This is a genomic window from Sinorhizobium arboris LMG 14919 (genome assembly GCF_000427465.1).
Taxonomy (GTDB): domain Bacteria; phylum Pseudomonadota; class Alphaproteobacteria; order Rhizobiales; family Rhizobiaceae; genus Sinorhizobium; species Sinorhizobium arboris.
The window spans coordinates 558,269-582,078 of the sequence record NZ_KE386497.1; the positions used below are offsets into that span (position 1 = coordinate 558,269).

Sequence of the window (23,810 nt, forward strand, 5' to 3'; positions counted from 1 at the left end):
GCCTTAACCAATAATATCAATCCCGGTTCGGACGCGACCAGATGAGTTGGAAGCCATCTTCGCCTTCGACATCCGTCAGTGTCGCGTAGATCGGAGCCGGGAAGCTCGGGTCGTCGAGCTTGACCGAGAGGTAGTCGCGATCCGTCTGTTCGGAGCGCTTCTGCCAGGCAGCGCCCAGTTCGACGGCGCCCGCGTAGATGCGGAAGTGCGGGCCTTTGTCCGAGGGATTTTCGATGCGGGCGATGCGAGCCTTGACGTTGAGGGCGAGAGTGCGGATCGAGCCGGTGAAGCCGTTTTCGTTTGCGGTGAAGGTGCCGATGGTAGCCATTGTCATGTTCCTTTCCTTGTTTCGGGCCGCGCCCTTCGCGGCCTCGATGGCTGTCGCAAAGACCGGGGACGATCGGACCGCACCTGAAAGGCCGGAACACTGTGGAGGGCGGCCGGAAGAACTTTGTTGTTCCGCGAGGAATGGCGGCACAGCCGTCAGGGGGAGAAAGTTCTGGAGGCCCGTTGCGGGAAGCCGATCGAGGCGAAGCCGTTCTTCGGTCAGACATGCCTCATCGAGCCCGCAGAAGGGAGCGCTGGCAACTATGAGGAGAAGGAGCATGGCAACGGCGACTTGCAGCGTACCATCGCATTTGTTCGAACGGCTCACAGGTGAAACCGCTCCGGATGCCAGGTCGTTGCGGTGAACATCTCCGCATCGATCTCGGCAGACCCGCCGGTTGCGTTGGTCCATACACGGGAAATCGTTGCGGCGCGATTCGTTCTGCCGAAGAGGACCCATGCGCAAGCAGACAAAGCCGTTCACCGTCAAAATCAATCCGTCTCGCAAGCCGAAATCCGGCACACAGAAGACGTCGATCTGGGGAAAGTTGGACCTGCGAACGGATGAAGATCTGCAGGTGACGACCGAGCCGGTAGCGGAGTTTACCACCGCCGCTGGCGGCGGGCAGTCCTAATCCACGCAAGACCGGGAGCTGCATTAACCTATTCAAGCCGCCTGTCGGTCTTGGCCACGCCCAGGCTGAAGATCGTGAAGATAGGCAACGGCACGCTGGGCATGCGCCGCGGCGTGGAAGATCGCCCGTTTGTCTCCGGACAGGACGGTGAGCCAGGACTGAAGGTAGGACGCGTGATCCGGCCGCGGCTCGAGTTCCGGCGCGATGCCGAGATCAGCGCAGAGGAAGCAGCTGCCAAGCTCGGCAACATATCCTGAAAGTCAAGCCGTCAGCAGCGTTGTTCAGCCGGCACAGCACGACAGCCTGGCGACGTCCTTGTCGAAGGCCAGTGCCGCGAGCTTCAAGCCCTCGACGGTCGTGAGGTATGGAAAAATCGCCTCCGCGAGATCGTTGACGGTGAGGCCCTGCCGGATTGCCAGCGTCGCGGTCTGGATGCTGTCGGCGCCTTCCGGCGCGAGGATATGGGCGCCAAGCAGACGACCGCTGCCGGCGTCGGCAACAAGCTTGATAAGCCCGCGGGTATCGCGGGCCGCAAGCGCGCGGGGCACCTGGTCGAGACCGATCGTCGAGATGCGGACGGCATGCGTGGCGGCGCGCGCCGCGGCCTCGGTCAATCCGACGCTCGCCACCTGCGGATCGGTGAAGACGATGGCCGGCATGGCGCTGTTGTCGTAGCGTCGACTGTCGCCGTTGAGGGCGTTGCTGGCGGCGAGCTTGGCGCCGTAGGCGGCCATGTAGACGAACTGGTCGCGGCCGGTGACGTCCCCGGCGGCATAGACACCAGCCTTGGTCGTGCGCATGCGGTCGTCGACGATGATGCCGCCTTTCGGCGAGATGGCGATTCCATACTCGGCGAGGCCGAGACCTTCGATGTTGGGCGTGCGGCCGGTTGCGATCAGCACCCGATCCGCGTCGATCGCCATATCCTGGCCGTTACGCATAACGGTCAGCGAAACGCCGCCCTCGGTCTTGCGGATTGCGCGGTAGGCAATGCCGGAGACGACGGTGATCCCTTCCCCCTCAAAATACCCCCTCAGCGCCGCGCCGATCTCCGGCTCGGCCTCCGGCAGCAGGCGCGACCGGCAGACGAGGGTCACCTTTACCCCGGCGCGAGCGAACATCTGGGCGAGTTCGGCGCCGATATAGCCGCCGCCGATGACGAGCAGCGAGTGCGGCAGTTCCTCGAGGTCAAGCGCCGTCGTGCTGGTCAGGTACGGCACGGTCTCGATACCGGGGATCGCGGGTACGGCCGGCCGCGCACCGGTGGCGATGATGATCTTGCCGGCGGGAATGCGCGTGCCGCCGACCTCGACACCGCCGTCGACGAGGCGCGCCGGCCCGTCGCGAAAGGCGATGCCGTTGTAGGCAGGGAGCAGGTCGACATACTTCGCTTGGCGTAACTCAGAAACGAGCGCGTCCTTCTGGCGAATGGTCCCGCCCCAGTCGGTCACTTCGGCCTCCGCCGTGATACCGGCAAAGCGGGCGGTGGCGCGCGCATTGTGCAGCGTCTCGGCGGCACGGATCAGCGTCTTCGACGGCACGCAACCGACATTGACGCAGGTGCCGCCGATGGTGCCGCTGCCGATGAGTGCGACCTGGGCACCCTGATCGGCGGCGGTGATCGCGGCCGAGAAGCCGGCCGAGCCGGCGCCAATCACGACGAGGTCGTGAGCGCCTCCATTGCCAAGCTTGGCTCGGAGAGGGCGACTTGCGACCGTCGTATTGAGACCGGCGAGGCTCGGGCCGAACAGAGCGCGTCCGGCCTCCAGCCCTTCCGCGATCGTCAGCCGAAACCCGGGTCCGTCGGCCGAACGTCCGTTTCGCCAGGCGGAAAGATGCTCGTCCGAGCAGAGAAACGCGGTCGTCGCGCAGAGCGAGCTCGCAGCGCAGCCGCCTTCATAGCGGACGCTCAGCCACAGGACGGCCGCCCGCGGCGCGACGTCGGCCAGCGCCCTTCCTCGCTCCCGCGTCGTGATCCGGATCGGCGCGCCGCAATGACGGCAGGCCGAGGCGATCGCGATATCGCGATCGGTCATGGCGCCGATGCCGAGCGCATCAACCGCGCACATGGTGTTGAGCACGCGTCCGTCCAGCGTCACCCGATGGCCCGTGTCGCGGTCGGTGAAGGGATAGGCACCGACGATCCGCTCGCCATCGAGAACGACGAGGTCGCGTCGGCGCAGATCTGCGAGCAGAGGCCGGATGGCGGCCTCGCTGAGTTCCGCACGCTCGGCCAGCGCGCTCCTCTTCGGAGCTCGTCCGTCTTCGACATAGAGCTGGAGCAGCGCGGCGCGCACGCGGTCCGCGGCGGGATCATAACCGCTCCAGCGATTGAGCACGTGGTCGGAGCCGACCATGGCCTTGAGCGCATCGCGGACTGCCGGCGATTTGACGACCGACCAGTCAGGAAACATCACGCCCGGCCGCACGGCAAAGCTCGGCGCTGTCGCTGGCGTCGAAATGACAGCCTTGCCCGGGGAGGGGGAGGATGCGCAGCAGTCGTTCATGGCTTCATGCCCTTCTTGTGGTTCGTTGTCTCGCAGCCCGCAGGCCTTGCCGGCAATGATGGAGGTTCATGCGACAAGACCGAGGCCGGTGGCCATCAGCGGCAGCACCACCAGACCCGCGCCAGCGAGCCAGACGCCAAGGCCAGCCAGCGGCAGGCTCAGGGCGACGAGTGGCGCTGCGCAGCAGATCGCGACAAGGACCGCGCCGGCCACGCCTGCGCGGATTGCAGTGCGGTCGGTCATCTTAGCTGCCCTGTTGCGTCGGACGGGCCGGATAGCCGGCATTCATGCTGGCGGCCGCGATCGCGTCGGCGTTCGTCTTCGTATCGTCGAAGGTGACCGTCGCGGTCTTCGCCTCGAAGGAGACGGTCACATTGGCAACGCCGGGGACGGCCGCCATGGTGGTCTTCACGATGTAGGGGCACGAGGCGCAGGTCATGTTGTCGACGGCGAAGGTGACCGTGCGCTCGCCGGCCCAGGCGGCCGGGGCCAGCATCAGCGCGCCGATCACGGTGCAAATACTGAAACTCTTCATGAGGTGGGTCTCCTCTCTCGGCGTCAGGCGGAAAGCAGTAGCGGGGCGACATAGTCGAAGGCGAAGGCGGCGATGACGAGGACTGTTGCGATCCAGAGCGCGAACTGGACGAGGCGACTGCGGGCTGGGCGCGCGCAGGCGGCATCGTCGGCGCACGCACGCCACGGCTTCCGGTAGACGAGGTAGAAGCCATAGCCGAGAACGCCCGTCGTCCCGGCGACGAAGTAGGACTTGTAGGGCGCGAGTGCCGTCAGGTTGCTGATCCAAGCGCCGCCGATGCCAAGGCTGAAGAGGACGAGCGGAATGATGCAGCAGGAGGAGGCCGCGAGCGCGCCGAGGATGCCTCCGGCTGCGACCAGGCGCTGGCGGCCGGTCTCGCTCATCGGCGCAATGTCTGCCGTTCCGTGTGGCGATGCATTCATCTCGGGTCTCGCTTTCCTTGCTGAACTCCTATCAAGGCGCTAGTGTGCAGTCTGTAGCAACTACAGGGTCAAGAGGGTGTTTGCGATGGGCGACCGCGCCGGGGTGACAGGTATGCAGCGGGCCGAGCTTGCCCGGCGGACGGGCTGCAATCTGGAGACGGTGCGCTATTATGAGAAGGTTGGCCTTCTGCCCGAGCCGCCCCGCACTGCGAGCGGCTATCGCAGCTACGACAGCACGCACGAGCGGCGCCTTCGCTTCGTCTTGCGAGCCCGCGAGCTCGGCTTCTCGCTGGACGAAATCCGCGAGCTCCTGTGTCTCGTTGACGAGCGTGACCGGCCCTGCGCCGAAGTACGAGACGTCGCGGCCGTCCACCTTGCTGTCGTCCGAGCGAAGATCGCCGACCTCAAGCGCATGGAACGAGTGCTGAAGGACGTCGTTGCCCAGTGCGGCGACGGCACGCTCCCGGAATGTCCGCTGATCGAGACGCTGTTCCAGGAGCGCAACGCTATCTGATCGAGCTGGGGGCGCCTATGCGGCGCCCCGGACCTCGTGCTGGCGAGCGCCGGCCTGCTGCGCGTGCATCCAATCGGCGATCTGCTGCGCCTTGCTGGCGGCAGTGAAGATGGCGCGCTTGTCGGAGCGCAGCACCTCGAGCCAGGAAGCGATGTAGCGGGCATGATCGGGCCGCGGTTCGACGCTGAGACTGAGATCGGCGCAGATCATCGCGCTCAAGAGCTCGACTGTGCATTCCTCCATCGCATAGGCGGCCGAGCCGAAGCGTCCGGAGAGATCGCGGTCGAGGCGGTGGCTGGCGCCGGAAGCGTGGCCGCATTCGTGAAGCAGCACGGCATAATAGGCGAGGGCATCACGGAAGCAGGCGAACTCCGGCATCTGCACGTGATCCGTAGATGGGCGGTAATAGGCCTGCGAGCCGCCGTGGCGGATGTCGATGTCGAGCGCCGCACAGAAGCGTTCGGCCCGCTCGATTCGCTCGGCCTCGGGCAGCACCGGCATTGCGGGTGGCGTGTAGCCGTCGACCTGCGCGCAGTTGAACACGGTATAGCCGCGGGCGAACATGCGCCGGCCGGGCTCGTCGCGATCCGCTTCGCCGTCCTGATCGTCCGCCTCGCCGCGATCGGTGGTCTTCCAGAACACGACAAGGTGGCCGCGTTCGCCCTTGCGAACCTGGGCGCCGAGCGCCTGCCATTGGCGGTAGGTCCCCCAGATGCCGGCGGGATAGCCGGCCGCGTGCGCGGCAGCCCAGAGTGCGATGACGTTGACGCCGCGATAGGCCTTGCTTGAGGCGATGTTGACGGGCGTGGTGATGGCCGATCCGTCGTGATGCCAGGGCATCCGGTATTCGCCGGCGCCGGCCTCGATGGCGGCGATGATCTGGCTGGTGACGCGCTCGTAGACATCGGTCGGGGTCTGGGGGGTGCGATCTGTGGTCATTGCTGCCTCCTTAAGCTCGCCCTCTCCGTCGAGGGCGAGGCGGCAGGGGCAGACGCGGGAGGCCGGCCCGTCACACCCTGTTCTCGGTGCTGGTGCGGAACAGGGTTGATGGGCTGGCAGCGTCTGCCACACCCGAGCCCTGCCTCGACGGGCGAGCTTAAGGAGGCGCAGACCATGACCGGCGCGCCCGGAACAAAACGGTTGGATGATACGCGGCTCTCAGCCGGCGTCGTCTCGCGGCGAGGGCTGCAAGGCGACATCCCTGGGGTCAACGGATCGGGCGGCGACAGCACAGCTCAATAAGCTGAGCATCAGGAGCCAGACGCAGTCCGAACCTCGTCTATGCTGATCAGGACCGCCATCATTCGCTCGAGGTCCCGCTGGAGGATACTCCGCTGAAGATGGGACAGCCGCTTCTCCTTCAACAGGCTCCTGAACGGGCCCAGGCGGGCCGATGTCTTGCGGTGATGCAGGCATTGGGACAAAGGGTCGGCTGGCACAAGGCTGTCAGCGGGCCTTTGGCATCAGTTGCCTGCTTCAGGCAGGGAGCCAGCATCAACGAAGGCGTTCAACTTGCCCGGCGCTATCCAGGCCGGCCTCCGCCAGCTATGTGGGAGCGCTGCGGCCGGCCTGGATAGCGCCTCCGTCAGTCCTGTTGCATCGACGCCAGCAGGACACTGAGAGTCGGTGCAGACTGTCAAGATAAGGCAATCAGTTCCTCGCGTGCGCGCTCGCTTCTATCCTTGGCATAGCGGGAGAGATCACGGCCGACGCGGCTGGCGGGCGCAGTCCAATGGACGTTATGCCGATATCGGCATAAGTCGCATTATGCCGGGTTCCGGATTATGCCGCGCCACGGTTTAGGGGCGAGAGAGAAGCATGATTTCAGTAAAGGAGCTCGGCATAAAACGCTTGCGGTCTGTCCCGGACGTCGATTCAGTCAGAGCTAAAATTCGTAGAGGGGTGGGAGGCAGACGCGTGTGTTCAACCGATTGCGAATGTGATTATTTCGGGAGAATCGTGGCATAAGTCTACTTCATCAAAGTCGCCGAATTGCTGTTCGATCTGCGGGCCCGATTCTTCCAGCATGTTCCGCAAGGTGTCGATGTCGAGAAACCATAAGGTGCTCTGACTCACCTGCGGCACGCTTTGGTGCTCTGCGTTTCGAAAGCAAAACAGCCGCCGCATGCAAGGGCGCGTCGAACAACTACGAGAAAATCCCGCAGTTCTTCATCGTTTACAATGGTTTGGAATGCATGCCCAGTCATGACGATGAGATCAAAGTCGGCTGTGAATCTGGCCGACTGAAGGCTCCCCAGGACCCAGTCAATGTCCGTACGCCTTCGTGCGCGGTTTGGCATGGTGTTTGACGTTGCTTTCGCAAGCTCTCGCCGGACAGTTCGATGCGGTAGGCGTTGTGGACAAGGCGGTCGAGGATGGCATCGGCGATCGTTGGATTGCCGATCATGTCATACCAGTGATCGACGGGCACCTGGCTGGTGACGATGGTGGATCGTTTCTCGTAGCGGTCCTCGATGATCTCCAGGAGATCGCGCCGCTGCTCGTCGTTGAGCTTCTCGGGACCCCAGTCGTCCAGTAATGTTGTGCTGCACATTACTCGATTAACGTGCACTGCGCAGAGATGTGGAGCTGATACCGCAAGAGCCCGCAGACGCGCGACTTCCCACGATACGGCTCCACATAACTGAGCGTCTACAAGCGGCGCAGCCAGCCTAACATCCCGCCATCATAAACGATGATCGCCTGATCTTTTGCCGATGACCACCGCTTTCCCGCCGAGATCATTGCGCACGCAGTATGGCTCTACTTTCGCTTTCCGCTCAGCCTGCGCATGGTTGAGGAATGGCTCGCGCTCCGTACGTGCGGGCGGGCCACCGATCTCCGCCTCGGAACATGACGTCTAGTGCTGATCTGCTTAACGGTAGCCACTGAGACTCAACGCCCCGCGTCAGATCGCTCTCTGCTTCTGAAGGAAGCCATTAGCTCGGCTCGGGCCTGATCGGAGGCTTGGCTGATGGGCAGCGCGACTCCTGTAACAGCCCCATGACCGAGTCGGTGTTGGAGTGCCTGCCGATCGATGACGAGGTTGTCGAGGTGCAGCCTGGCTGGCTGCGGCCTTTGCCCCAGTCGTCCGACCAGCGCCCTCGTGCCGTCAAGCACAAAGACGCCGCAATCATAGTCGTTCTGCTGCTGGGTTATGCGGACCGGCTCCTGGCGGGCTCCCAGCCGTTGTGCGAGCTGTGCCGCGGGCTGGTCGTTGAGCCGCCCGGCGGAGTCGTAATGATAGGCAACCGGCCTTTCCCGCTCGCTTCGATCAACCAGCAGCAGCGACCAATGGGTGCCGCGGCGTTGAGGATCGGTAGCGCTGGCATCGTTGACAGGCAGGAACAGGAAGTCGGCTGTATCATTGCCATTGCGATCATAGACGATGCGCTGGAAAGCCCTGAGGGCGGCATTATCGGAGCCCAGGCGCAGATGGTAATGGGCTATCAGCGGGTCGACGAGCCGCGTTCGGGCGGCAAGATCTGGATTGTCCCTCTGCAGCTCCTGCGCCAGCAGCTCGTAGTCTCTCTGGATGTGCCGATCCCCCAGCCATTCCGTGGCGTCGAGCGCCAGCCTGCTGCGGCCGTGAGACGAGGCTTGCGGATCGAGCGCCTTAACCTGAGCGTCGGAGGCTGTACCTAGAGGCGGGGCATAATGGGCATCATCACGTAGCTCGGCCGGTGTGGACGGCAAATCGACCAGGGAATCAAGACCGCGGTAGATATCAGACGAGCGAGCTGACGCGGACCGCCGAGCTGGCCCCATGTCCTGACCCGACTGCGGCGACGGCCCTGACCAGGGGCGGTCCCAACCGGCAGGTCTTTGCCTTCCGGCTTGGTCCACCTCCTGCCAAAGTTGCGACTGATTGTAACTTTCCTGCGAGGCGGCGGGCCTTACCCCCCAATCGGCCTGCTCCCGCGAGCCAAACTGTGGCCCGAGGTCCGGGAGCCTGCCATGCGCAGCGCTCAACGCCGCGGAACCTTCGCCAGGCACGCTCGATGACGGCGATGGCCCGGCAATCGATCTCGACCTGGCAGCGTCCGACCGCGGCGCGGAGCCGGCATCGTCCTGCAAGTCGACGATGTCATCAAGACCGGCATAGATCTGCGATGATCTACGTGACGAGCCGGGCTGGGCAATTGCCGAGCCGGCAACTGCGGTCCAATGGCCCGAGCCGCCAATGTCAGCATCCTCAGCCAGTTGCCCGGGCGGGAGCGCATTCAGATCAAAATCCGGACGCCGATAAGGTGTGGGCGACAGCGGCGCAAGGGCGGCGAAGGTCGAGGACGAGCCGGCACTTTGAGCAGGCGAGGATGGGGCCGGCACGGGGGCCAACTGTGGCGGGAGCAATGTCGTCTGATGGAACTGCGGCACATTGGTAGTCGTTGGCGGACCAGGCTGTGCGGCCTCTTTTTCATGGAAGGCTCGCAGCGCGTCCCAAGCCGAGGCCGCTTGCCCATGGGCTGCCAAGCCCAGCGCATTGTTGGCTGCGACCATTTGCCGATATCTCTGCAGAAAGTTCCAAGCTGTGCCGAAACCGGGGCCTGCGTTCTTCTCGTACTCTTCAACTGCCCGGCTCAGCACCGCGGGTTCAATCTGGGCAATGCCCTTGCCGAAGTTCTGACTAAGCCAGCTGTTGAAACGACCCAAAGTACTCCGATAGTTATTTAGCGTGCTTTTTCCGTACCCGCTTGCAGCTGCCTTACATGCATCTTCGATCACCTGGTTCTCTTCGCGGACCGAGCGCGATCTGGCTGTTGTGACAGTCTGTCCGGCATAGGCTTGCCGGAGCCTTCGCAACGCCACGTTGGTGTCGCCCAGTAGTACGGCATCGTTGCCCGCAAAGTCCTTCGCCAGACCGTCCAGCTGCTCGTCCTCAATCCGACCGTCGATTTGGCTCTGGTGGTTCTCGTCAAGCCATTTGCTGAACTTGCGCAGCGCCGTTATATCGCCAGCAATCGAGCTTTCACTCACCTTGGCTGTTTTAGCCGCCTCGGCACGGTAGGCGGCAAAAAGCGCCTCGTCCGGGTGCTCGCGGCCGCGCTTTCGGCTGCGCGTTTGCTGAACGACGGAAGCCTGGTGCGGTGCCTCGGCCGGCATCGTATGGCGCGCGCCGGTCAAATCGCCTCCCATGGTTCTTTCTTTGAGGCCGGCAGCCTGGGCAAAGAGTTCCTCATCATCCTTGGTGCCAGGTCGAACATTCGAAGCAGCCGTCACAGGCTGTACGACAGCAGCTTCCCGGAGCCTCTTCAGCGCCGGATTGATACGCGCGCTCTCGCGCTCCGCGAAGTCCTTCGCCAGCGCGTCCAACCCCGGGTCCTCAATCCGGCCGGCGATCTGCGTCCGGTGGTTCTCGTCAAGCCATTTGCTGAACTTGCGCAGCGCCGCTAGATCGCTCCTCACGGTTGGTTCTTTGACCACGGCTTTTGCCCGGTATTGGGCGAAGAGTTCCTCATCGTCCTTCGTGCCGGGCGGAACAGTCGAAGCCGTCACAGGCTGTCCGGCAAAATGCTGCCGGAGCCTTCCCAACGCCACTTTGGTGTCGCTCAGTAGTACGGCATTGTTGCCCGCAAAGTCCTTCGCCAGGCCGTCNAGCTGCTCGTCCTCAATCCGACCGTCGATTTGGCTCTGGTGGTTCTCGTCAAGCCATTTGCTGAACTTGCGCAGCGCCGTTATATCGCCAGCAATCGAGCTTTCACTCACCTTGGCTGTTTTANCCGCCTCGGCACGGTAGGCGGCAAAAAGCGCCTCGTCCGGGTGCTCGCGGCCGCGCTTTCGGCTGCGCGTTTGCTGAACGACGGNAGCCTGGTGCGGCGCCTCGGCCGGCATTGTATGGCGCGCGCCGGTCAAATCGCCCTGTTGATTGGCCGCAGGCCGATATGCGTCCGCGACGACGTGAGGGAGGTTCACGCCATCGGGTGCGCTTCCAAATCCCGTGGCGGGCAGGTTGACCCGCGGCGGCGGGATGGAACTCAAAGCTTCGTAACCGCCCCCAATCGCTGCGCGGCTCCGCGGCTGATCGACACTTTGCGCGGGTGAGTGGACCACCCGCTCCGCATCCTGCCAGAACTGCGCCGAAGCGAAACTTGCAGCCGGCAACGGCCCGGCGCGGTCGGCGGCGGCAAAGAGCTCGTCCTGGTCAAAACTCTGCGCAGGTGAGTGAGCTGGTGGAACAAAGGGCAAGTGCGAACCGCCTTCCCCGGCGTCCTCCTCTTGCAGCATCCTCGGTCCAACCGCATCTGCATGTGAGCCGGTCCGCCTGGCAAGACGGCTGTTTGGAACGGCTTGCCGATGCTGGCCCGGCTGCAACGCGTTCAGATGCTCCTGAAAACGCGCCTGGTCGGTCTGCTGCTGTTGCGAGCCTGCATCGTCTGTGCGGGCGAGATCTGAGACGCGGGATGGATTGCCGTTGTTAAAGGGATCCATGCTATGTCCTTTGCCTGTTTCGAGCAGCTCATGACGGCCTGGCGGCTGGAAACTGTTCTATGGTTTGGCCAGGCCCGCCGGCGTTGTTGACGAAGTTTGCGCCGAAACCGTCGCTATAGAAGCCCACAGCATCGAAGGCGAGGGTGTCCTCTGCCGGATCGAAATCCACGATGGTCGTGTTATCCGGATTCGGACCGTACTTTGTGTCTACCCCAGGGGTCGGGTTGTGGAACAGAAACACAAGGTGTCGTGGCCATCACCGCCGGTCAGTTGATCTCTTCCGTCGCCGGCGAAGAGGGTATCGGCACCCGGACCGCCGTAGAGCTTGTCAATTGGTCATTGCCCGCGCCGCCGAAGACACTATCGTCACCCGTGCCGCCTTGGATAGCCATCGAGATACTCCTTTGTTGCAGCCACAGACGCCACCTGACACTTGCATATTCTTTTTTGGGCGATTTGAATAATCTATTGAGGCAATAGAAGCCATTTAGATAACGGATGCGCGCACGTTGACTCGCCTCACTGCTTGGATCTAGGAGGCTCCCGCTGGAGATACTTGGGGACGTACATACTGAGGTAACAATGTGGCCAGCGCCGCGATAATATCGTGGTCGAGCGAAAGGAATTCTCAGGTGATAAAGACGTTGCTTCCATCCAATATCGCGGTGCAAACCTCTCGAGTAAGTAGAAGCATCGACGTAATGCCCGAAGAAGAGAGTGCCGTGGCAGGGGCGATCGAAAGTAGAAGGCGTGAATTTTCCACCGGACGGTCCTGGCGGAAAGGGGTGATGGCACCGGCATGGCCGGAACGGACGTGGAGGACGGCGAAGCCGTTGGCCGAACACCACGCTCCGCCAGGACCGAAGGCCGGACGGGGTTGCGGCAGGCCAATTTCGGCGTCACTGCTTCAGCAGGTTCAAGGAACGGTTTCGAGGTCGGTCGACCTGAACTCGTCGGCCGTGGCGAGGATCGGCACGCCATGGAATTTTGCGCAGGCGTAATGAAGGCAATCGCCGAGGTTCAGACCATGGCGGCCGCTGCGATATCGGTGCGCGGCGACGAGGGCGAGCCGCGTCGTCTCAGAGGCCGGCGGAAGATCGCGAACTTCGATTTCACGCGCCTCGAGGAACTCCATTACGATCGTTTCGACTGCGGGCACCGGAAGATTGAACTTGTCGGGCCGGGCAAGGCCGAGGACAGTCTCGAGAATGGCAACAGGTGATGTGAACGGATGTCTGGCCGAAGCAAAGGCGTCGGAAACGCGCGCCGCTTCTGGCTCATCAGAGAGAAGCGCGATGATCGCACAGGCATCGACGAACATCACCGATCACCCCACATGTCGTCGAAGGCCTCACGGGGAAGAGGCTTGCGGATGTCGTCACTCATGGCGACCCCATGTTTTTCCCGCAAACGTGCCGCAGTCTGCAATGGCGTCTCCGCGCGATTGCGACGCTCGATCGCCTCCCGCATGGCGATGACGATGGCGTCGGTGATGCCGACGCCGGCCATTTCGGCGAACTTGCGCGTCAGCGCGTCCGCTTCCGGATTGTTGACGTTGATCGGCATGGGTTATCTCCATGTAGATAATTCTCCAAAAGAATGTAGATCACTGCGCGGTCTTTTCCAAGGCTGCCGGGAGGCTTGATTCCCGTCACAACACGGCGGGGCCGGAGCCCCGCCGTGCGAGCGCTCAGTCGAAGGCCGACATCTGTGCTTGGGCCGCCTTGCGATCGAGGGAATGACCTGGGTTGTCGACGGGCCGATCGAAGGGCTTCCAGGTCTCGCCGACGACTTGCTTGTATGCTGCAACGGCGCCCTCGGCAGCCATCCTGAGCGCGTGTGCCTGCGCGCCCATGTCGGCGGCAAACTCGCGCTTGCGTTGGGCAGCACTATCGTAGCCGACGGGTCCGTCAAGGTCCTCGTCGCGACTGTCGTTAGCGGCCTTGGCCGTGGCGTCGCGCGCCTCGGTGACCGCGCGGCTGTAGAACTGTCCCGCGCCGTGCGCGGAACCGACGAAGGCGCCGACGATCCGCTGCAGGTGGATCTGCATGGCCTTCTCACCGAGCCCCTCGCTCAGAGCATCAGCCGTCTCGGAGATGAGGCGCTCGTGGAGGTCACGAATTCCGTCGCTGTCGACGATCGCGGTTCCGAAGCTCTCGGCGATCTTCAGCGCCTGGGCGCTATCAGGGCATGTGAGCCGGACCATTTCGACGGTGGCGCCCTTGCGCAGCTGTACGACGCGGGCGGATTGACGAGAGGCGGTAGCGGGCTTTGCCATGGTTTCTTCCTTTCCAATCTCGAAGTGGCTCCGGCCCCGTGCCGGCGTGCCCTTCGGTGCGGTCGCCCCGAACCGGCGGAAGACGGTCGCTTCAAGGTCCGAAGACGACAGGCAGAGCGGAGCCGGTTTGCGGGCAAGCGGGTCATCCTGCCTTGCGAAGCCAAGCGAGCCTGCTCCGTGAAGAACGGCGTCTTCGGCCGCGCCGCGGCGCGAAGCGGCCTTGAAGCGAACGGCCGCTGGGTCAGACCGCAGCAAAACCGAAAGGGCAAACCGGCACGGGTCCGGCCCAACCACATGTGGACAGGGAATTGGCTGCCAAACCGCTGCACTTCGTCGCCTGCCAGGCTGGGCTCACGCTCGACAGACGCGATGACCGTCTTGGCCGGGGCCGTTCACTTGGGCAGCCGATAGAGTTGCAGCCGTCGGACCGGGGCGGCCCGTCCATTCGGCGTGGGATCTGGCGATCGATCAGTTTCAGCTGGCGCTCCGTCTGCCGCCGCGCTTCTTATGCGCGAGAGTTGCGCGTTGCGGGTTGGCGTTGGAGCCATCACGCAGCCCTCCCGCGCCAGCTTACAAAACTGGAAGCCCCCTCTTAGGGAGCGTGACGGCCAGGATCGATGACGAGGCCGAAGGGGCCACGCGCTGCGTATTCGGCGCGGGCACGAGGAAACGCATCTCCTCGGCGTGGCCGTTGCGCCGGCCGCCGCGGGTTGCGATTACTTCCGTCATATCCGGGTGATGATCGGACTGGATCGCCGAGACGGCGATCCAGTCGTCGGCATGGGCTCGATCGAAAGCGGTCCTGTCTTTGGCCCACGACTCGCCGGGGGCAAGTTCGCCTCCGTAGGTTCTCTCCCAGACATCCGGCCAACTGTTCCGGATAGTCTCGTCGGCGCATTTGCGCTCGTGGGACGTGAAGAGGTCAGGAAACGTGATCGCGACGATCGCCACTCGGCATCTTGCTCATACCAGCCACCATCCGCGCGAAGCGCCACATTGACGCGTTTGTTTCGGTCGGAAGACAGATGAATGCCCCTATGAGTGGCGGTGCTATGCGACGCCACGCCCTCGGCATAGATCATAGCAAGCTGCGACATGCCCCATGGTGTGCTCGCGGACATCCGGGTCTGGACCCGACGAAGCGCCGCCAGCTCGCGTTTATGCTGAGCTGTCTCCAGCACGCGGCGCGAAAAGCCGCCTCACTCTCAAGGCGGCCGTTGCGACCGTAGAAGTCCTCACGCTCCAGGTCCGAGAGCGGCCGGGAAAGCCGCCAGGCGCTCGCAAGGAAGCCGGATCGATCGCAACCGATGACCATGGCGAGCAGCAATTCGCCGATGCGGGCGACAGGAAATCCATCTGCGCTGATGCCGAACTCCACCCCCTGCATACGAGTTGGCGTAATCGTTTGGAAGATCGGGCAGGGTCATGCCGCCCTCCCTTCGACATCGGCGGCGGCCACTTCATCGGCCGTCACTTCTTCCATAACAGCGCCAGGATAGCGGTGGGCCTTCAACCAGGTTTCGGCGGAGGTCTGGTTTTCGGCCAGGAGGAGCAGCTCGCGGGCTTCGCCGGCGCGGCCGAAGATGCGGACCGCGCGCCCACTGGTGGACGCTCGAGCACCTTGAAAGTGAGATCGGAATCCAGCGCGAAGGTCCGGTGGATGTTCACGATGATGGTGGTTTTGCTGCCGATGTCACCCTGGCAAAGGGTGAAGTATCCCGGCGACGTGTAGCTACGGAGCTTGCGCGGCCCCTCCTTGCGGATCAGCCGGCCATCGACAGCGGCGGCGGGAGGACCGTTCTGCGAAAGGTTTCCTCTTCTCCCCTTTCATTCCTCTCGGCTCATCACACAACTATCACTTGAGTTTCTCCTTTCTCCGCAACATACTTCGGTCGGGATCGGGAGGAACGTCATGAAGACTCTTGCAGCGCTCGTTGTGAGCGGTTTTCTCGCGGCAACGTCCGCGTCGGCTGAGACCATTCGGATCGCGACCTGGAACATCAACAATCTGAACGACAAGTCAGGTGTCGCTCTTCGTGATCGCGCTCCCATCCGGGAGGACAACGATTACATTCTGCTACAGAAATACGCGGCCGAGCTCGGTGCTGACGTAATTGCCCTTCAGGAGATGGGAAACCCCGCGGCACTGCGCCGAGTGTTCCCGGAGAGTGAATGGGATATGGTGTTCGAAAGCCGCTACAAGCCCGGAAACGATCCCGACATCTTTACTGCGGTCGTCGTGAAAAAAGGTCGGGCTACGATTGTGGAAGGCAAGGACTACGAGCCGCTCGGCGTGATCAATCCCGGTGATGGCCGCCCGGTCCGCCGCGGCATACAGGTCCTCGTCGAGGCGGACGAGAAACGCTTCTGGCTTCTCGGTGTGCATCTGAAGTCGGCCTGTTTTGCAAAATCCCTCACGCAACCGGTTTCGGACGATTGCAAGACCTTGGCCATGCAGATGAAGCCGCTCGAAGACTGGATCGACGAGAAGGAAGCGACGGGCTTGCCCGTGGTGATCGCTGGAGACTTTAACCGCAAGTTTGATGTACACGGTCAGAACGATCATCTTTGGGCCGAGATAGATGATGCCGATCCCGCATCGCTGGATCTGATCAGAACTCCATTCAGGGAGGCCTCCCGATGCCCGACAACAAGGGAATCGGATCGCCCCGAGCCGATCGATTTCATCGTCACAAACAAGCTTGCGACGGAGGCCATTATCGATCAGAGCTTTGTTGAGCTTCTCTACGATGAAACCGAAGCAGCCGAACTCGGAAATCGCCTCAGCGATCATTGCGCGAAGTCGATCGACTTCAAGTTCTAAAGCCAGTTCGCTGAGCGTCAAGCCGCCTCCTTGGTGGCAGCGAGTTCGGCACTGACTTCGGCCAGCTTGCGCCGCTTTTCCGCGAGTTCCTCAGCGAAGGCGAACTTGCCGCCCTCACGCGAGCGACACGAGGCGAGCCGCCAACGCGCCTCTTCGAGACGCTGGCGATAACGCTCCCGCTCGTCCTCGAAGCCGTTGAGCGCATGTTCAAGCCGGGCGATGGCGCCCAGCGGCGTGACGGTGACGGCGAGATCGATCTCGTACGTCGCCCCAGTGCGCTGTAGCAACGTCTGGTAATTATAGTTGTCGCCCTTGCCGAAGCGCCCTCCCTCAAAGATGAAATCGAAGCCGCCGATCGATGCGATGGGGACTGTGCCTTCCTTCTGAAGCTTACAACCTCTCCATCCTCTTCAGTCCTTCTTGACACCTCCAGGGCCGCCGCGATCGCGCATCGGTGGGTCAAGGGCCGGCTTTGCGGGGCGAAGCTTCACCGTTGACGCGCCGATCGGGCATGCGGCACGTGTCCACCTTCCTCTTTCCGCTTTGTCGTTCTCCTGCTGCTTCAGCACGTCATTCCAGTCGTCCGCTGATGGCCGCAAGCGCAGCCAATCGCAGCCCACTTCTTCGGCTACGGCCCGAAGTCGTTGAGCATACGCGTCGCCCTGCGAATTGGCGTCCGTGGCAGCAACGAGCTGAACTTCGGTATCGGCTGCAAGCGCGCGGAGGGCGGCGTCCGTCGCCGGCGACCAGCCACCGCCCGTACTGAGATAAAGCGTGCCCTCTCGCATTCCTTCCATGGCAGCAAGGCTCATCGCGTCGATCGCAGCCTCCGTCACGCACAGCCGTGAAGCAGGGGAGGAACCAAGGCGAAAAAGAACCTTGGCTCCACCTGTTGCGAAGCCGCGCCAGTTCGCGCTCCGTTCTTCCCAACCGGTCACCGCGCCTGTTTCGTTGGTATGTGCAGCCCACATGCTGCCGCAAGGCCCCTCGCGCAGAACACCCTGTCTGATCGCCGTCTGAATGATCGCGGCAGGCAATGAGCGTTCCCATCTCAAGTACCGCCACACCCCCGAACCTGGGACAGGGCTTTCGCGCGGTGCCCACCGATCGGCGATTGACGTAACAGTCGTCCGGTGCGGCGGCAGCTTGCGCCAGGTGGGTAGCGACGGCTGAAAGCCGACAAGCGCGGCGATCCGCTCAAGACCTTCGACAAACCCGACGCCATCGAGGTGCGCAACGAGCGAAAAGATGTCGCCCTTGCTGTCCGTGAGCGGATCGAACCAGCCACGACCTTCGTGCGTCACGATGACAATTTCGGAACCGCGGCGAAACTTCACGGCCCGGCGCGTGCTTTCCTTGACGTCGACAGCAAAGCCTGACGTCTCCAGCACTGCGGAGCAACAGACACGCTGTCGCAACTGCTCGATATCTTCCCTTGTCATATTTTCTCCCGATCGCTCACGATCGGCCTCTCACCTTTTTTCTTCCCCGGAGCATCGCGGGACCACTCCTGGCCGCCGCGAAGAGCAAAGGCTGCAAGGGCGTGGCTGGCAATTGTCGGATTCAACAGTGCATGCCTCCCCAGCCACGGCGCAGCCTCCCTTGCGGCAGCCGGCTCGCAAGCGGCAGCCGGTACGGCCCAGAGAACGAACAAGGAGCGGCTCAATCAGCCGCCTAGGGAAAGAACTCATGCAGGAGTTCAAGGTCGTCGGAGGCGTCGATCTCGCTTGGCGGCAGACGCCGTCCACTTCGAAGACGGTGAGCGGGACCATCAGGTCGCGGGCTAGGGCCGGAGCTGGGCGCGATCATCGCAAAGGCGAAAGCCCCGAGCGGCCGCAACTTTTTAGCGGCCCCCTTGCGGGTTGATCGTGGCAGATCCGGAACCGAGCCAGGACACTATTACAAGACAACGGGAATGGCTTGCTTCATCTGGGCCTCAGACATGCGCCACGATTGCCACCGATTCAATTGTTGGCTTCCGGCGGAAGAAAATCGACTTCGTGTTCGGCCGAGGCGCGAATGACCGCTTCGACGTCGGACATGTTATGCAAGACCTTGAACAGATCGTGGAGGTTGCGAGCAGGGGACGCCCAGAAAAGTGCCCTGGCTGGCCTGTCCGACTTGTTGAAGTAACCATGGGGAACGCCGCGTGGCATGCGCACCAAGTCACCGGATCTCGCCGTTTGCCATTCTCCGTCGAGCTTCAGGTCCAGCTCACCCTCCGGTACCACAGGTTCGGAGTTGGTCTCGAACGCGAATGTCGAATCGCAGTCTGCCTTGTGAAGATATCTCTGGCCAAGAATATTCCACTCCACGTGTTCGAACGCCTTGGAGTCGCGTGTGATGCCTCCTCCTAGTGATTCCACTGTCATGTATTGCTCCTGACGTAGGGGGAGGTAGCTTCCAAGCTTGGCCATGCGCCGCCATGACATGCACCAACGCACCGGGTGCCGCGCCGCAGAATATTGGCTTTGGACATGATCAAGCCTCCTCTCGCTTGCCGCTGAAGCTCTGCTCCGCCGACGGGCCGTCGTATTGGAAACCGAACCGGAAGCGCATCGGCTTCTCCCGTGCGAGCTCCTCAAGCACATGGGCCGCAATACCCGCGGTCCTCCCCAGAATGAACACCATGCGTGCAACGGGGGGCGCCAATCCCATGTCGGTCAGGGTCGCCGCGATCGCCCCGTCCACATTGACGGGCATTGGCCGTCCGACCGCTTCACTGAGTTCTGTCGCGATTTCTCTCATCAGGGCGATGCCGTCGCCGGACAGCCCGAACGACTGCGACAGGGACCAAAGCCGGTCGGTCCGCGGATCGACGACATGGAAACGATGCCCGAGGCCCGCCATACGGCGCCCCGCTCTTTTGTAATTCCGGACGATCTCCTTGGCCGAAAGCCGCAAGCTTCCGCCCGACCGTCGCGCCAGGGACAAGCCCTCCTGGAGAAAAACCATAGCCTCCTCACCGGCGCCGCCGTGCGCATCACCGATTGCAAGAATGCCGCCTCCGACCGCCGCTTCCGGCGCGCGGCGGTTTCCGCTGGCTATGACCCTCGCGGCAAACGTTGAAGGCGATGTCGGACCGTGATCGGACGATGCGATCATGATCGCGTTCCACACGGCGGATTCTGCCAGTGTGGGCTGCCGACCGGTCAGCAGGAGAAAGGCGACGGCGCCGAAATCTCGAGCCTCCATCAAATCCACGACATTCCTACCGCGGATAAGGATCTGATCTTCGTCGAAGGCAGTAATCGCAGTCGGCCAGAGATGGGAATTGGTGAACGGCCCGGTGGTCATTGGCCGACGACTCCTTCTCTGGCGAGCGACAAGATTTCCTGCGGCGTTAAACCAAGACTCTCCTCCAGAATTGCAGCACTGTGCTCTCCAAGCCGTGGGCCCTGCGCGCGAATCCGGCCCGGCGTCGCGCTCATGCGCGGAAGCGGCGCGTGCATCCTGTAAGCCCCGAGTTCTGGATCGTCGAACTCGGCCAGAATGCCTCGGGCCTTCACATGCGGATCCGTCACGAAATCCGGGACTTCATAGACCGGCGCGCCCGCAACGCCCGCCTCGTCAAACCGGCGCATCAGTTCGTCCAACGTGAACTTGCCGAGTGCCTCGGCGACGATCCGATCGGTTTCGTCGCCATTACGGACGCGGGCTTCATTGGTTGCAAAGCGCTCGTCATCAAGAAGATCACCAAGCCCTGTCAGTTGAAAAAGCTTCTCCGCCATTTTCGGTGTCGACGCGGAAAGCGCGATCCATTTCCCGTCCGATGTCGCATAGGTGTTGCGAGGTGACGAGTTGGTAGAGCGGTTTCCGTTCCTCTTCGGATAGCGGCCCGTTCTTTCGTACTCTGCGGCCACCGGCCCAAGGACCGAATAGATGGCCTCAAGAAGGGAAAGATCAATTATCTGGCCTTCGCCGGTCGCGTCGCGGTGCCGTAGAGCGGTAAGGGCTGAAAATGCACCGTAAATTCCGGTGATCATGTCAGCCATCGGAATAGGGGGTAGCGTGGGTGGACCATCAGCGAAACCGAGCATGGATGCAAGACCGCTCGTCGCTTCGACGAGCGTGCCGAACCCCGGACGATTACGATAGGGACCATCCTGCCCCCACGCACTGATGCTCAGGATAACAAGCCGGGAGTTTTCGATGAGAAAGCGGCAATGCGGCAAGCCGAGCTCCTCCAGTTTGCCGGGAACAAAGTTCTCCACGAGAATGTCGGCCCGCCTGACCAGTGACAGAAGCAGTTCCTGCCCGCGCTGCGTTTTGATATTTAGTGCGAGGCTTCTCTTGTTTCGCCCGTATTCGCGCCACCAGAGATCGAGATTGCCTTTTCGCCATTGACGCAGCGGGTCTCCGACCTTCGGCTGTTCCACCTTGATGACATCGGCACCGAAATCAGCCAGCTGCAACGTCGCCATATTGCCGGCGACGAGCCGCGACAAGTCGAGTACCTTCACACCTGTAAGTGCCGCACGCGTCACTTAGCTCTTCCTTCTTGCACCCCTTTCGGGAGGTCGTGGACTTGCCGGCCTGCCTGTGCGTAGGGAGTCTGAAGCGGATATGACATGTCATTTCCTCGCTTTGTCCAATCCTCGGCGCTAGCTGCGACCTAACTGCAGCTCGGCAGCTCCCGCCGCCTCTACAAAAGACACTCAAGATTCGTGCCAATTCCGCTCGCGGACTGATGAACAGCCTTAACGGTTACTTGTCAGCAAGTTAGCCTGAAGAAAAATAGGTGATTGGCTAAAGGACTCTGTGTAGCGGGCCCGACAAAGCCGGACAGAAGGTGTGAGGTGCCGTACCTCGAACTGCACACACCTCGGCTGCTTTCGGAGGCTTCGGCCATTTCCGTCGTAAAGGTGCGCGGATCGATCTCGATCGCGACCGTAGCTGCGTTCTTGAACGTGAGGCGGCAGCGCAGGAGTTCCATTAGGGGGGCGAAACTCCGCTGTTGGTATGGCCGGCGTTCAGCCACCGAAATGCACGTCGTCCATTGCGGCGCTTGCTCCAAAACAAAACGGATTTCCTTGCGTGGCACCGCCAGGCGACCCATCGCATCAAATTGTCGAAACACGTTGCTAGTGAATCCATGCCTTGGATGGATGTGATCCAAAGAATCAATTTTTCCAGCCGGTTGAGTGCTATTAGAAAGCGCTGAAGTGTCTCACGGTACGTCGATTCTCGGCACGAAAGTTCGACCAACAGGTGGCGCCCGTCGAAGAAATTATTGGCGTCTGAAGCCATGCGGGAGCTGCTGATGTAGCCCTGGTCAGGTGCGGGTTTGAGTACGGCGCGATCGGCATGGAAGGAGCGCGAAAGGCGATATGTGCGGTATTGTTGGCATCGTCGGCAACCAGCCGGTGTCGGAGCGGCTCGTCAATGCGCTGAGGCGCTTGGAGTACCGTGGCTACGATTCGGCCGGCGTCGCAACGATTGAGGGCGGAGCACTACGTCGCAGGCGCGCCGAGGGCAAGCTTGTCAATCTTGAGACCAAGCTGAAGGAGGAGCCTCTCCCTGGCGCCATCGGCATCGCCCATACACGCTGGGCAACCCATGGAGCGCCGACCGAACGCAATGCGCATCCGCATTTCACCGACGGCGTTGCAGTGGTCCACAACGGCATCATCGAGAATTTCGCGGAGATCAAGGATGAGTTGATCGCCACGGGTGCCGAGTTTCAGACCGAGACCGACACGGAGGTTGTGGCACAGCTCGTCGCCAAGTATCGGCGGGACGGCATGGGCCGATGGCAGGCCATGCATGCGATGCTGAAGCGCGTGCGGGGCGCCTATGCTCTGGCTGTCCTCTTCGAGGACGACCCTTCGACCATCATGGCAGCGCGCAACGGACCGCCGCTCGCGATCGGTCACGGCAATGGAGAGATGTTCCTGGGATCGGACGCGATCGCGCTGGCACCGTTCACCAATGAAATCACCTATCTGATCGATGGCGATTGGGCGGTGATCGGCACGACCGGCGTGCACATCTTCGACATCGACGGCAATATCGCCACGCGTCCGCGGCAGGTTTCGATGGCGGCGGCCTATCTGGTCGATAAGGGCAACCATCGCCATTTCATGGAGAAGGAGATCTACGAACAGCCGGAGGTCGTGGCCCACGCTCTCGGCCAATACGTCAACTTCATCGACAACCTGGTCGCGCCGAGTTCCAACATCGATTTCGCCAAGCTGCCGAGCCTCGCGATCTCCGCCTGCGGTACGGCCTATCTGGCTGGCCTGATCGGCAAATACTGGTTCGAGCGCTATGCCCGTCTGCCGGTCGAAATCGACGTCGCCTCCGAGTTCCGCTACCGGGAAATTCCGCTGTCGCCGCAATCGGCCGCCCTCTTCATCTCGCAATCCGGCGAGACGGCCGACACGCTGGCGTCGCTTCGATATTGCAAGGAACATGGGCTGAAGATCGGCGCCGTCGTCAACGCCCGCGAATCGACCATTGCGCGAGAGTCCGATGCCGTGTTCCCGATCCTGGCCGGGCCGGAGATCGGCGTTGCCTCGACCAAGGCCTTCACCTGCCAGCTCGCCGTGCTCGCCGCGCTCGCGATTGGCGCCGGCAGGGCGCGCGGAACGGTCAATGAGGAGGAGGAGCAGGTGCTCGTCCAAAGCCTCGCCGAAATGCCGCGTATCATGGGTGAGGTGTTGAACAGCATCCAGCCGAAGATCGAGCTCCTTTCGCGCGAGCTGTCGAAATGCCGCGACGTGCTCTACCTCGGCCGTGGCACCAGCTTCCCGCTGGCCATGGAAGGCGCGCTGAAGCTCAAGGAGATTTCCTACATCCATGCGGAGGGCTATGCCGCCGGCGAGCTGAAGCACGGACCGATCGCGCTGATCGACGAAAACATGCCGGTCATCGTGATCGCGCCCCATGACCGCTTCTTCGACAAGACGGTCTCGAACATGCAGGAGGTGGCGGCACGAGGCGGCCGGATCATCCTCATCACCGACGGAAAGGGTGCGGCGGTGTCGAAGCTCAATACGATGCACACGATCGTGCTGCCCGACGTCGACGAGATCATCGCTCCGATGATCTTCTCGCTGCCGGTGCAGCTCCTTGCCTATCACACGGCAGTTCTCTTGGGCACGGACGTGGATCAGCCGCGCAATCTGGCAAAATCGGTCACTGTCGAATGATCGTCACGCCGGAAACGGGACGAAGTCGGGAGTCCATGGCAGCTGTGACGGCCGCCTTGTACCCAGTTGGGCCGAAATCCCGGAATGCGAGCAAAACCGTGGGTCTGCGGCTGAGCCCGTGCAACTCGGCGGCCCCTGGACGACTGTCAGGCTGCGCTGGCCGAATCTTCTGGATCAGTTCAAGA

Annotated in this window: 20 protein-coding genes and 7 pseudogenes; 5 read left to right on the forward strand and 22 right to left on the reverse strand. The window is 62.4% G+C overall.

Features of this window, described 5'->3' with window-relative positions; genetic code table 11:
• Nucleotides 1-16: 16 nt before the first annotated feature.
• The gene (locus SINAR_RS0131555) at nt 17-328 is read right to left on the reverse strand and encodes a DUF736 domain-containing protein (RefSeq protein WP_028002734.1); all 312 of its coding nucleotides are present in this window, start codon (nt 326-328) and stop codon (nt 17-19) included.
• Nucleotides 329-785: 457 nt separating this feature from the next.
• On the opposite strand from SINAR_RS0131555, the gene SINAR_RS1000000137485 reads away from it, so the two are divergent.
• Nucleotides 786-962, forward strand: coding sequence for a hypothetical protein (locus tag SINAR_RS1000000137485; RefSeq protein WP_167333624.1), 177 nt, complete (start codon nt 786-788; stop codon nt 960-962).
• Between the two features lie 32 nt (nt 963-994).
• Here the strand turns inward: SINAR_RS1000000137485 and SINAR_RS1000000136215 are convergent.
• The 5 genes and pseudogenes from SINAR_RS1000000136215 to SINAR_RS0131590 all read right to left on the reverse strand — a co-directional run.
• Nucleotides 995-1,210: pseudogene (locus tag SINAR_RS1000000136215) on the reverse strand (zincin-like metallopeptidase domain-containing protein); the annotation flags it as partial.
• A 33-nt stretch (nt 1,211-1,243) separates the two neighbouring features.
• A complete protein-coding gene (gene merBA / locus SINAR_RS0131575; RefSeq protein ID WP_028002737.1) occupies nt 1,244-3,469 on the reverse strand; it encodes a bifunctional organomercurial lyase/mercury(II) reductase MerBA in 2,226 nt (741 codons plus the stop codon).
• Between the two features lie 66 nt (nt 3,470-3,535).
• A complete protein-coding gene (locus SINAR_RS01000000134410) occupies nt 3,536-3,712 on the reverse strand; it encodes a mercury transport protein (RefSeq protein WP_234710700.1) in 177 nt (58 codons plus the stop codon).
• A gap of 1 nt (nt 3,713) precedes the next feature.
• Entirely contained in the window at nt 3,714-4,004 is a 291-nt protein-coding gene (locus SINAR_RS0131585) for a heavy-metal-associated domain-containing protein (protein WP_033058277.1), read from the reverse strand.
• 23 nt (nt 4,005-4,027) lie between these two features.
• Nucleotides 4,028-4,426 carry a mercuric transporter MerT family protein gene (locus SINAR_RS0131590; protein WP_028002739.1) on the reverse strand — a complete coding sequence of 133 codons (399 nt, stop codon included), beginning with the start codon at nt 4,424-4,426 and terminating at the stop codon, nt 4,028-4,030.
• An 85-nt stretch (nt 4,427-4,511) separates the two neighbouring features.
• Between SINAR_RS0131590 and SINAR_RS0131595 the strand changes: the two genes are divergently transcribed.
• Nucleotides 4,512-4,940 (forward strand): MerR family transcriptional regulator, encoded by a 429-nt coding sequence (locus SINAR_RS0131595; protein WP_028002740.1) that lies wholly within the window; start codon nt 4,512-4,514, stop codon nt 4,938-4,940.
• A gap of 15 nt (nt 4,941-4,955) precedes the next feature.
• On the opposite strand, the gene SINAR_RS0131600 is transcribed toward SINAR_RS0131595, so the two are convergent.
• The 3 genes and pseudogenes from SINAR_RS0131600 to SINAR_RS1000000136220 all read right to left on the reverse strand — a co-directional run.
• The gene (locus SINAR_RS0131600) at nt 4,956-5,879 is read right to left on the reverse strand and encodes an ArdC family protein (RefSeq protein WP_028002741.1); all 924 of its coding nucleotides are present in this window, start codon (nt 5,877-5,879) and stop codon (nt 4,956-4,958) included.
• Between the two features lie 697 nt (nt 5,880-6,576).
• A pseudogene (locus SINAR_RS1000000138045) lies at nt 6,577-6,678 on the reverse strand (ArdC family protein); the annotation flags it as partial.
• A 573-nt stretch (nt 6,679-7,251) separates the two neighbouring features.
• Nucleotides 7,252-7,479 (reverse strand): annotated as a pseudogene (locus SINAR_RS1000000136220) (ATP-binding protein); the annotation flags it as partial.
• Between the two features lie 201 nt (nt 7,480-7,680).
• On the opposite strand from SINAR_RS1000000136220, the pseudogene SINAR_RS1000000137055 reads away from it, so the two are divergent.
• Nucleotides 7,681-7,758, forward strand: a pseudogene (locus SINAR_RS1000000137055) (IS6 family transposase); the annotation flags it as partial.
• Between the two features lie 77 nt (nt 7,759-7,835).
• On the opposite strand, the pseudogene SINAR_RS1000000138655 reads toward SINAR_RS1000000137055, so the two are convergent.
• The 8 genes and pseudogenes from SINAR_RS1000000138655 to SINAR_RS1000000138685 form a co-directional block, all read right to left on the reverse strand.
• A pseudogene (locus SINAR_RS1000000138655) lies at nt 7,836-8,690 on the reverse strand (Ulp1 family isopeptidase); the annotation flags it as partial.
• Between the two features lie 2,886 nt (nt 8,691-11,576).
• Nucleotides 11,577-11,639, reverse strand: coding sequence for a hypothetical protein (locus tag SINAR_RS1000000138605; RefSeq protein ID WP_408022037.1), 63 nt, complete (start codon nt 11,637-11,639; stop codon nt 11,577-11,579).
• Entirely contained in the window at nt 11,636-11,761 is a 126-nt protein-coding gene (locus tag SINAR_RS1000000138610) for a hypothetical protein (RefSeq protein WP_268828461.1), read from the reverse strand. The genes SINAR_RS1000000138605 and SINAR_RS1000000138610 overlap by 4 nt, the downstream gene beginning before the upstream one ends.
• A gap of 524 nt (nt 11,762-12,285) precedes the next feature.
• A complete protein-coding gene (locus tag SINAR_RS0131645; protein WP_028002746.1) occupies nt 12,286-12,690 on the reverse strand; it encodes a type II toxin-antitoxin system VapC family toxin in 405 nt (134 codons plus the stop codon).
• Nucleotides 12,690-12,935, reverse strand: a complete 246-nt coding sequence (locus tag SINAR_RS0131650; protein WP_028002747.1) for a type II toxin-antitoxin system VapB family antitoxin — start codon at nt 12,933-12,935, stop codon at nt 12,690-12,692. The genes SINAR_RS0131645 and SINAR_RS0131650 overlap by 1 nt, the downstream gene beginning before the upstream one ends.
• Nucleotides 12,936-13,059: 124 nt before the next feature.
• Nucleotides 13,060-13,647, reverse strand: coding sequence for a hypothetical protein (locus SINAR_RS0131655; RefSeq protein ID WP_028002748.1), 588 nt, complete (start codon nt 13,645-13,647; stop codon nt 13,060-13,062).
• A gap of 592 nt (nt 13,648-14,239) precedes the next feature.
• Nucleotides 14,240-15,034 (reverse strand): annotated as a pseudogene (locus tag SINAR_RS01000000134425) (DUF7007 domain-containing protein).
• A gap of 122 nt (nt 15,035-15,156) precedes the next feature.
• Nucleotides 15,157-15,414, reverse strand: a complete 258-nt coding sequence (locus tag SINAR_RS1000000138685) for a UCP036055 family protein (RefSeq protein WP_502362167.1) — start codon at nt 15,412-15,414, stop codon at nt 15,157-15,159.
• Between SINAR_RS1000000138685 and SINAR_RS01000000134435 the strand changes: the two genes are divergently transcribed.
• Nucleotides 15,389-16,471, forward strand: a complete 1,083-nt coding sequence (locus SINAR_RS01000000134435) for an endonuclease/exonuclease/phosphatase family protein (RefSeq protein WP_150852071.1) — start codon at nt 15,389-15,391, stop codon at nt 16,469-16,471. The two genes, SINAR_RS1000000138685 and SINAR_RS01000000134435, sit on opposite strands and share 26 nt — an antisense overlap.
• 17 nt (nt 16,472-16,488) lie before the next feature.
• Here SINAR_RS01000000134435 and SINAR_RS0131675 read toward each other — a convergent pair.
• The 5 genes and pseudogenes from SINAR_RS0131675 to SINAR_RS0131700 all read right to left on the reverse strand — a co-directional run.
• Nucleotides 16,489-16,863, reverse strand: a pseudogene (locus tag SINAR_RS0131675) (hypothetical protein); the annotation flags it as partial.
• 18 nt (nt 16,864-16,881) lie between these two features.
• Entirely contained in the window at nt 16,882-17,913 is a 1,032-nt protein-coding gene (locus SINAR_RS0131680) for a DUF3991 and toprim domain-containing protein (RefSeq protein WP_028002752.1), read from the reverse strand.
• A gap of 522 nt (nt 17,914-18,435) precedes the next feature.
• Entirely contained in the window at nt 18,436-18,837 is a 402-nt protein-coding gene (locus tag SINAR_RS0131690) for a cupin domain-containing protein (protein WP_028002753.1), read from the reverse strand.
• A gap of 115 nt (nt 18,838-18,952) precedes the next feature.
• Nucleotides 18,953-19,768 carry a citrate/2-methylcitrate synthase gene (locus SINAR_RS0131695; RefSeq protein WP_028002754.1) on the reverse strand — a complete coding sequence of 272 codons (816 nt, stop codon included), beginning with the start codon at nt 19,766-19,768 and terminating at the stop codon, nt 18,953-18,955.
• Nucleotides 19,765-20,958, reverse strand: a complete 1,194-nt coding sequence (locus tag SINAR_RS0131700; protein ID WP_028002755.1) for a CaiB/BaiF CoA transferase family protein — start codon at nt 20,956-20,958, stop codon at nt 19,765-19,767. Before SINAR_RS0131700 ends, SINAR_RS0131695 begins: the two co-directional genes overlap by 4 nt.
• A gap of 843 nt (nt 20,959-21,801) precedes the next feature.
• Here SINAR_RS0131700 and glmS point away from each other — a divergent pair.
• Nucleotides 21,802-23,625: a glutamine--fructose-6-phosphate transaminase (isomerizing) gene (glmS, locus tag SINAR_RS0131710; protein ID WP_028002757.1), complete on the forward strand. Its 1,824-nt coding sequence runs from the start codon at nt 21,802-21,804 to the stop codon at nt 23,623-23,625.
• Nucleotides 23,626-23,810 lie beyond the last annotated feature (185 nt).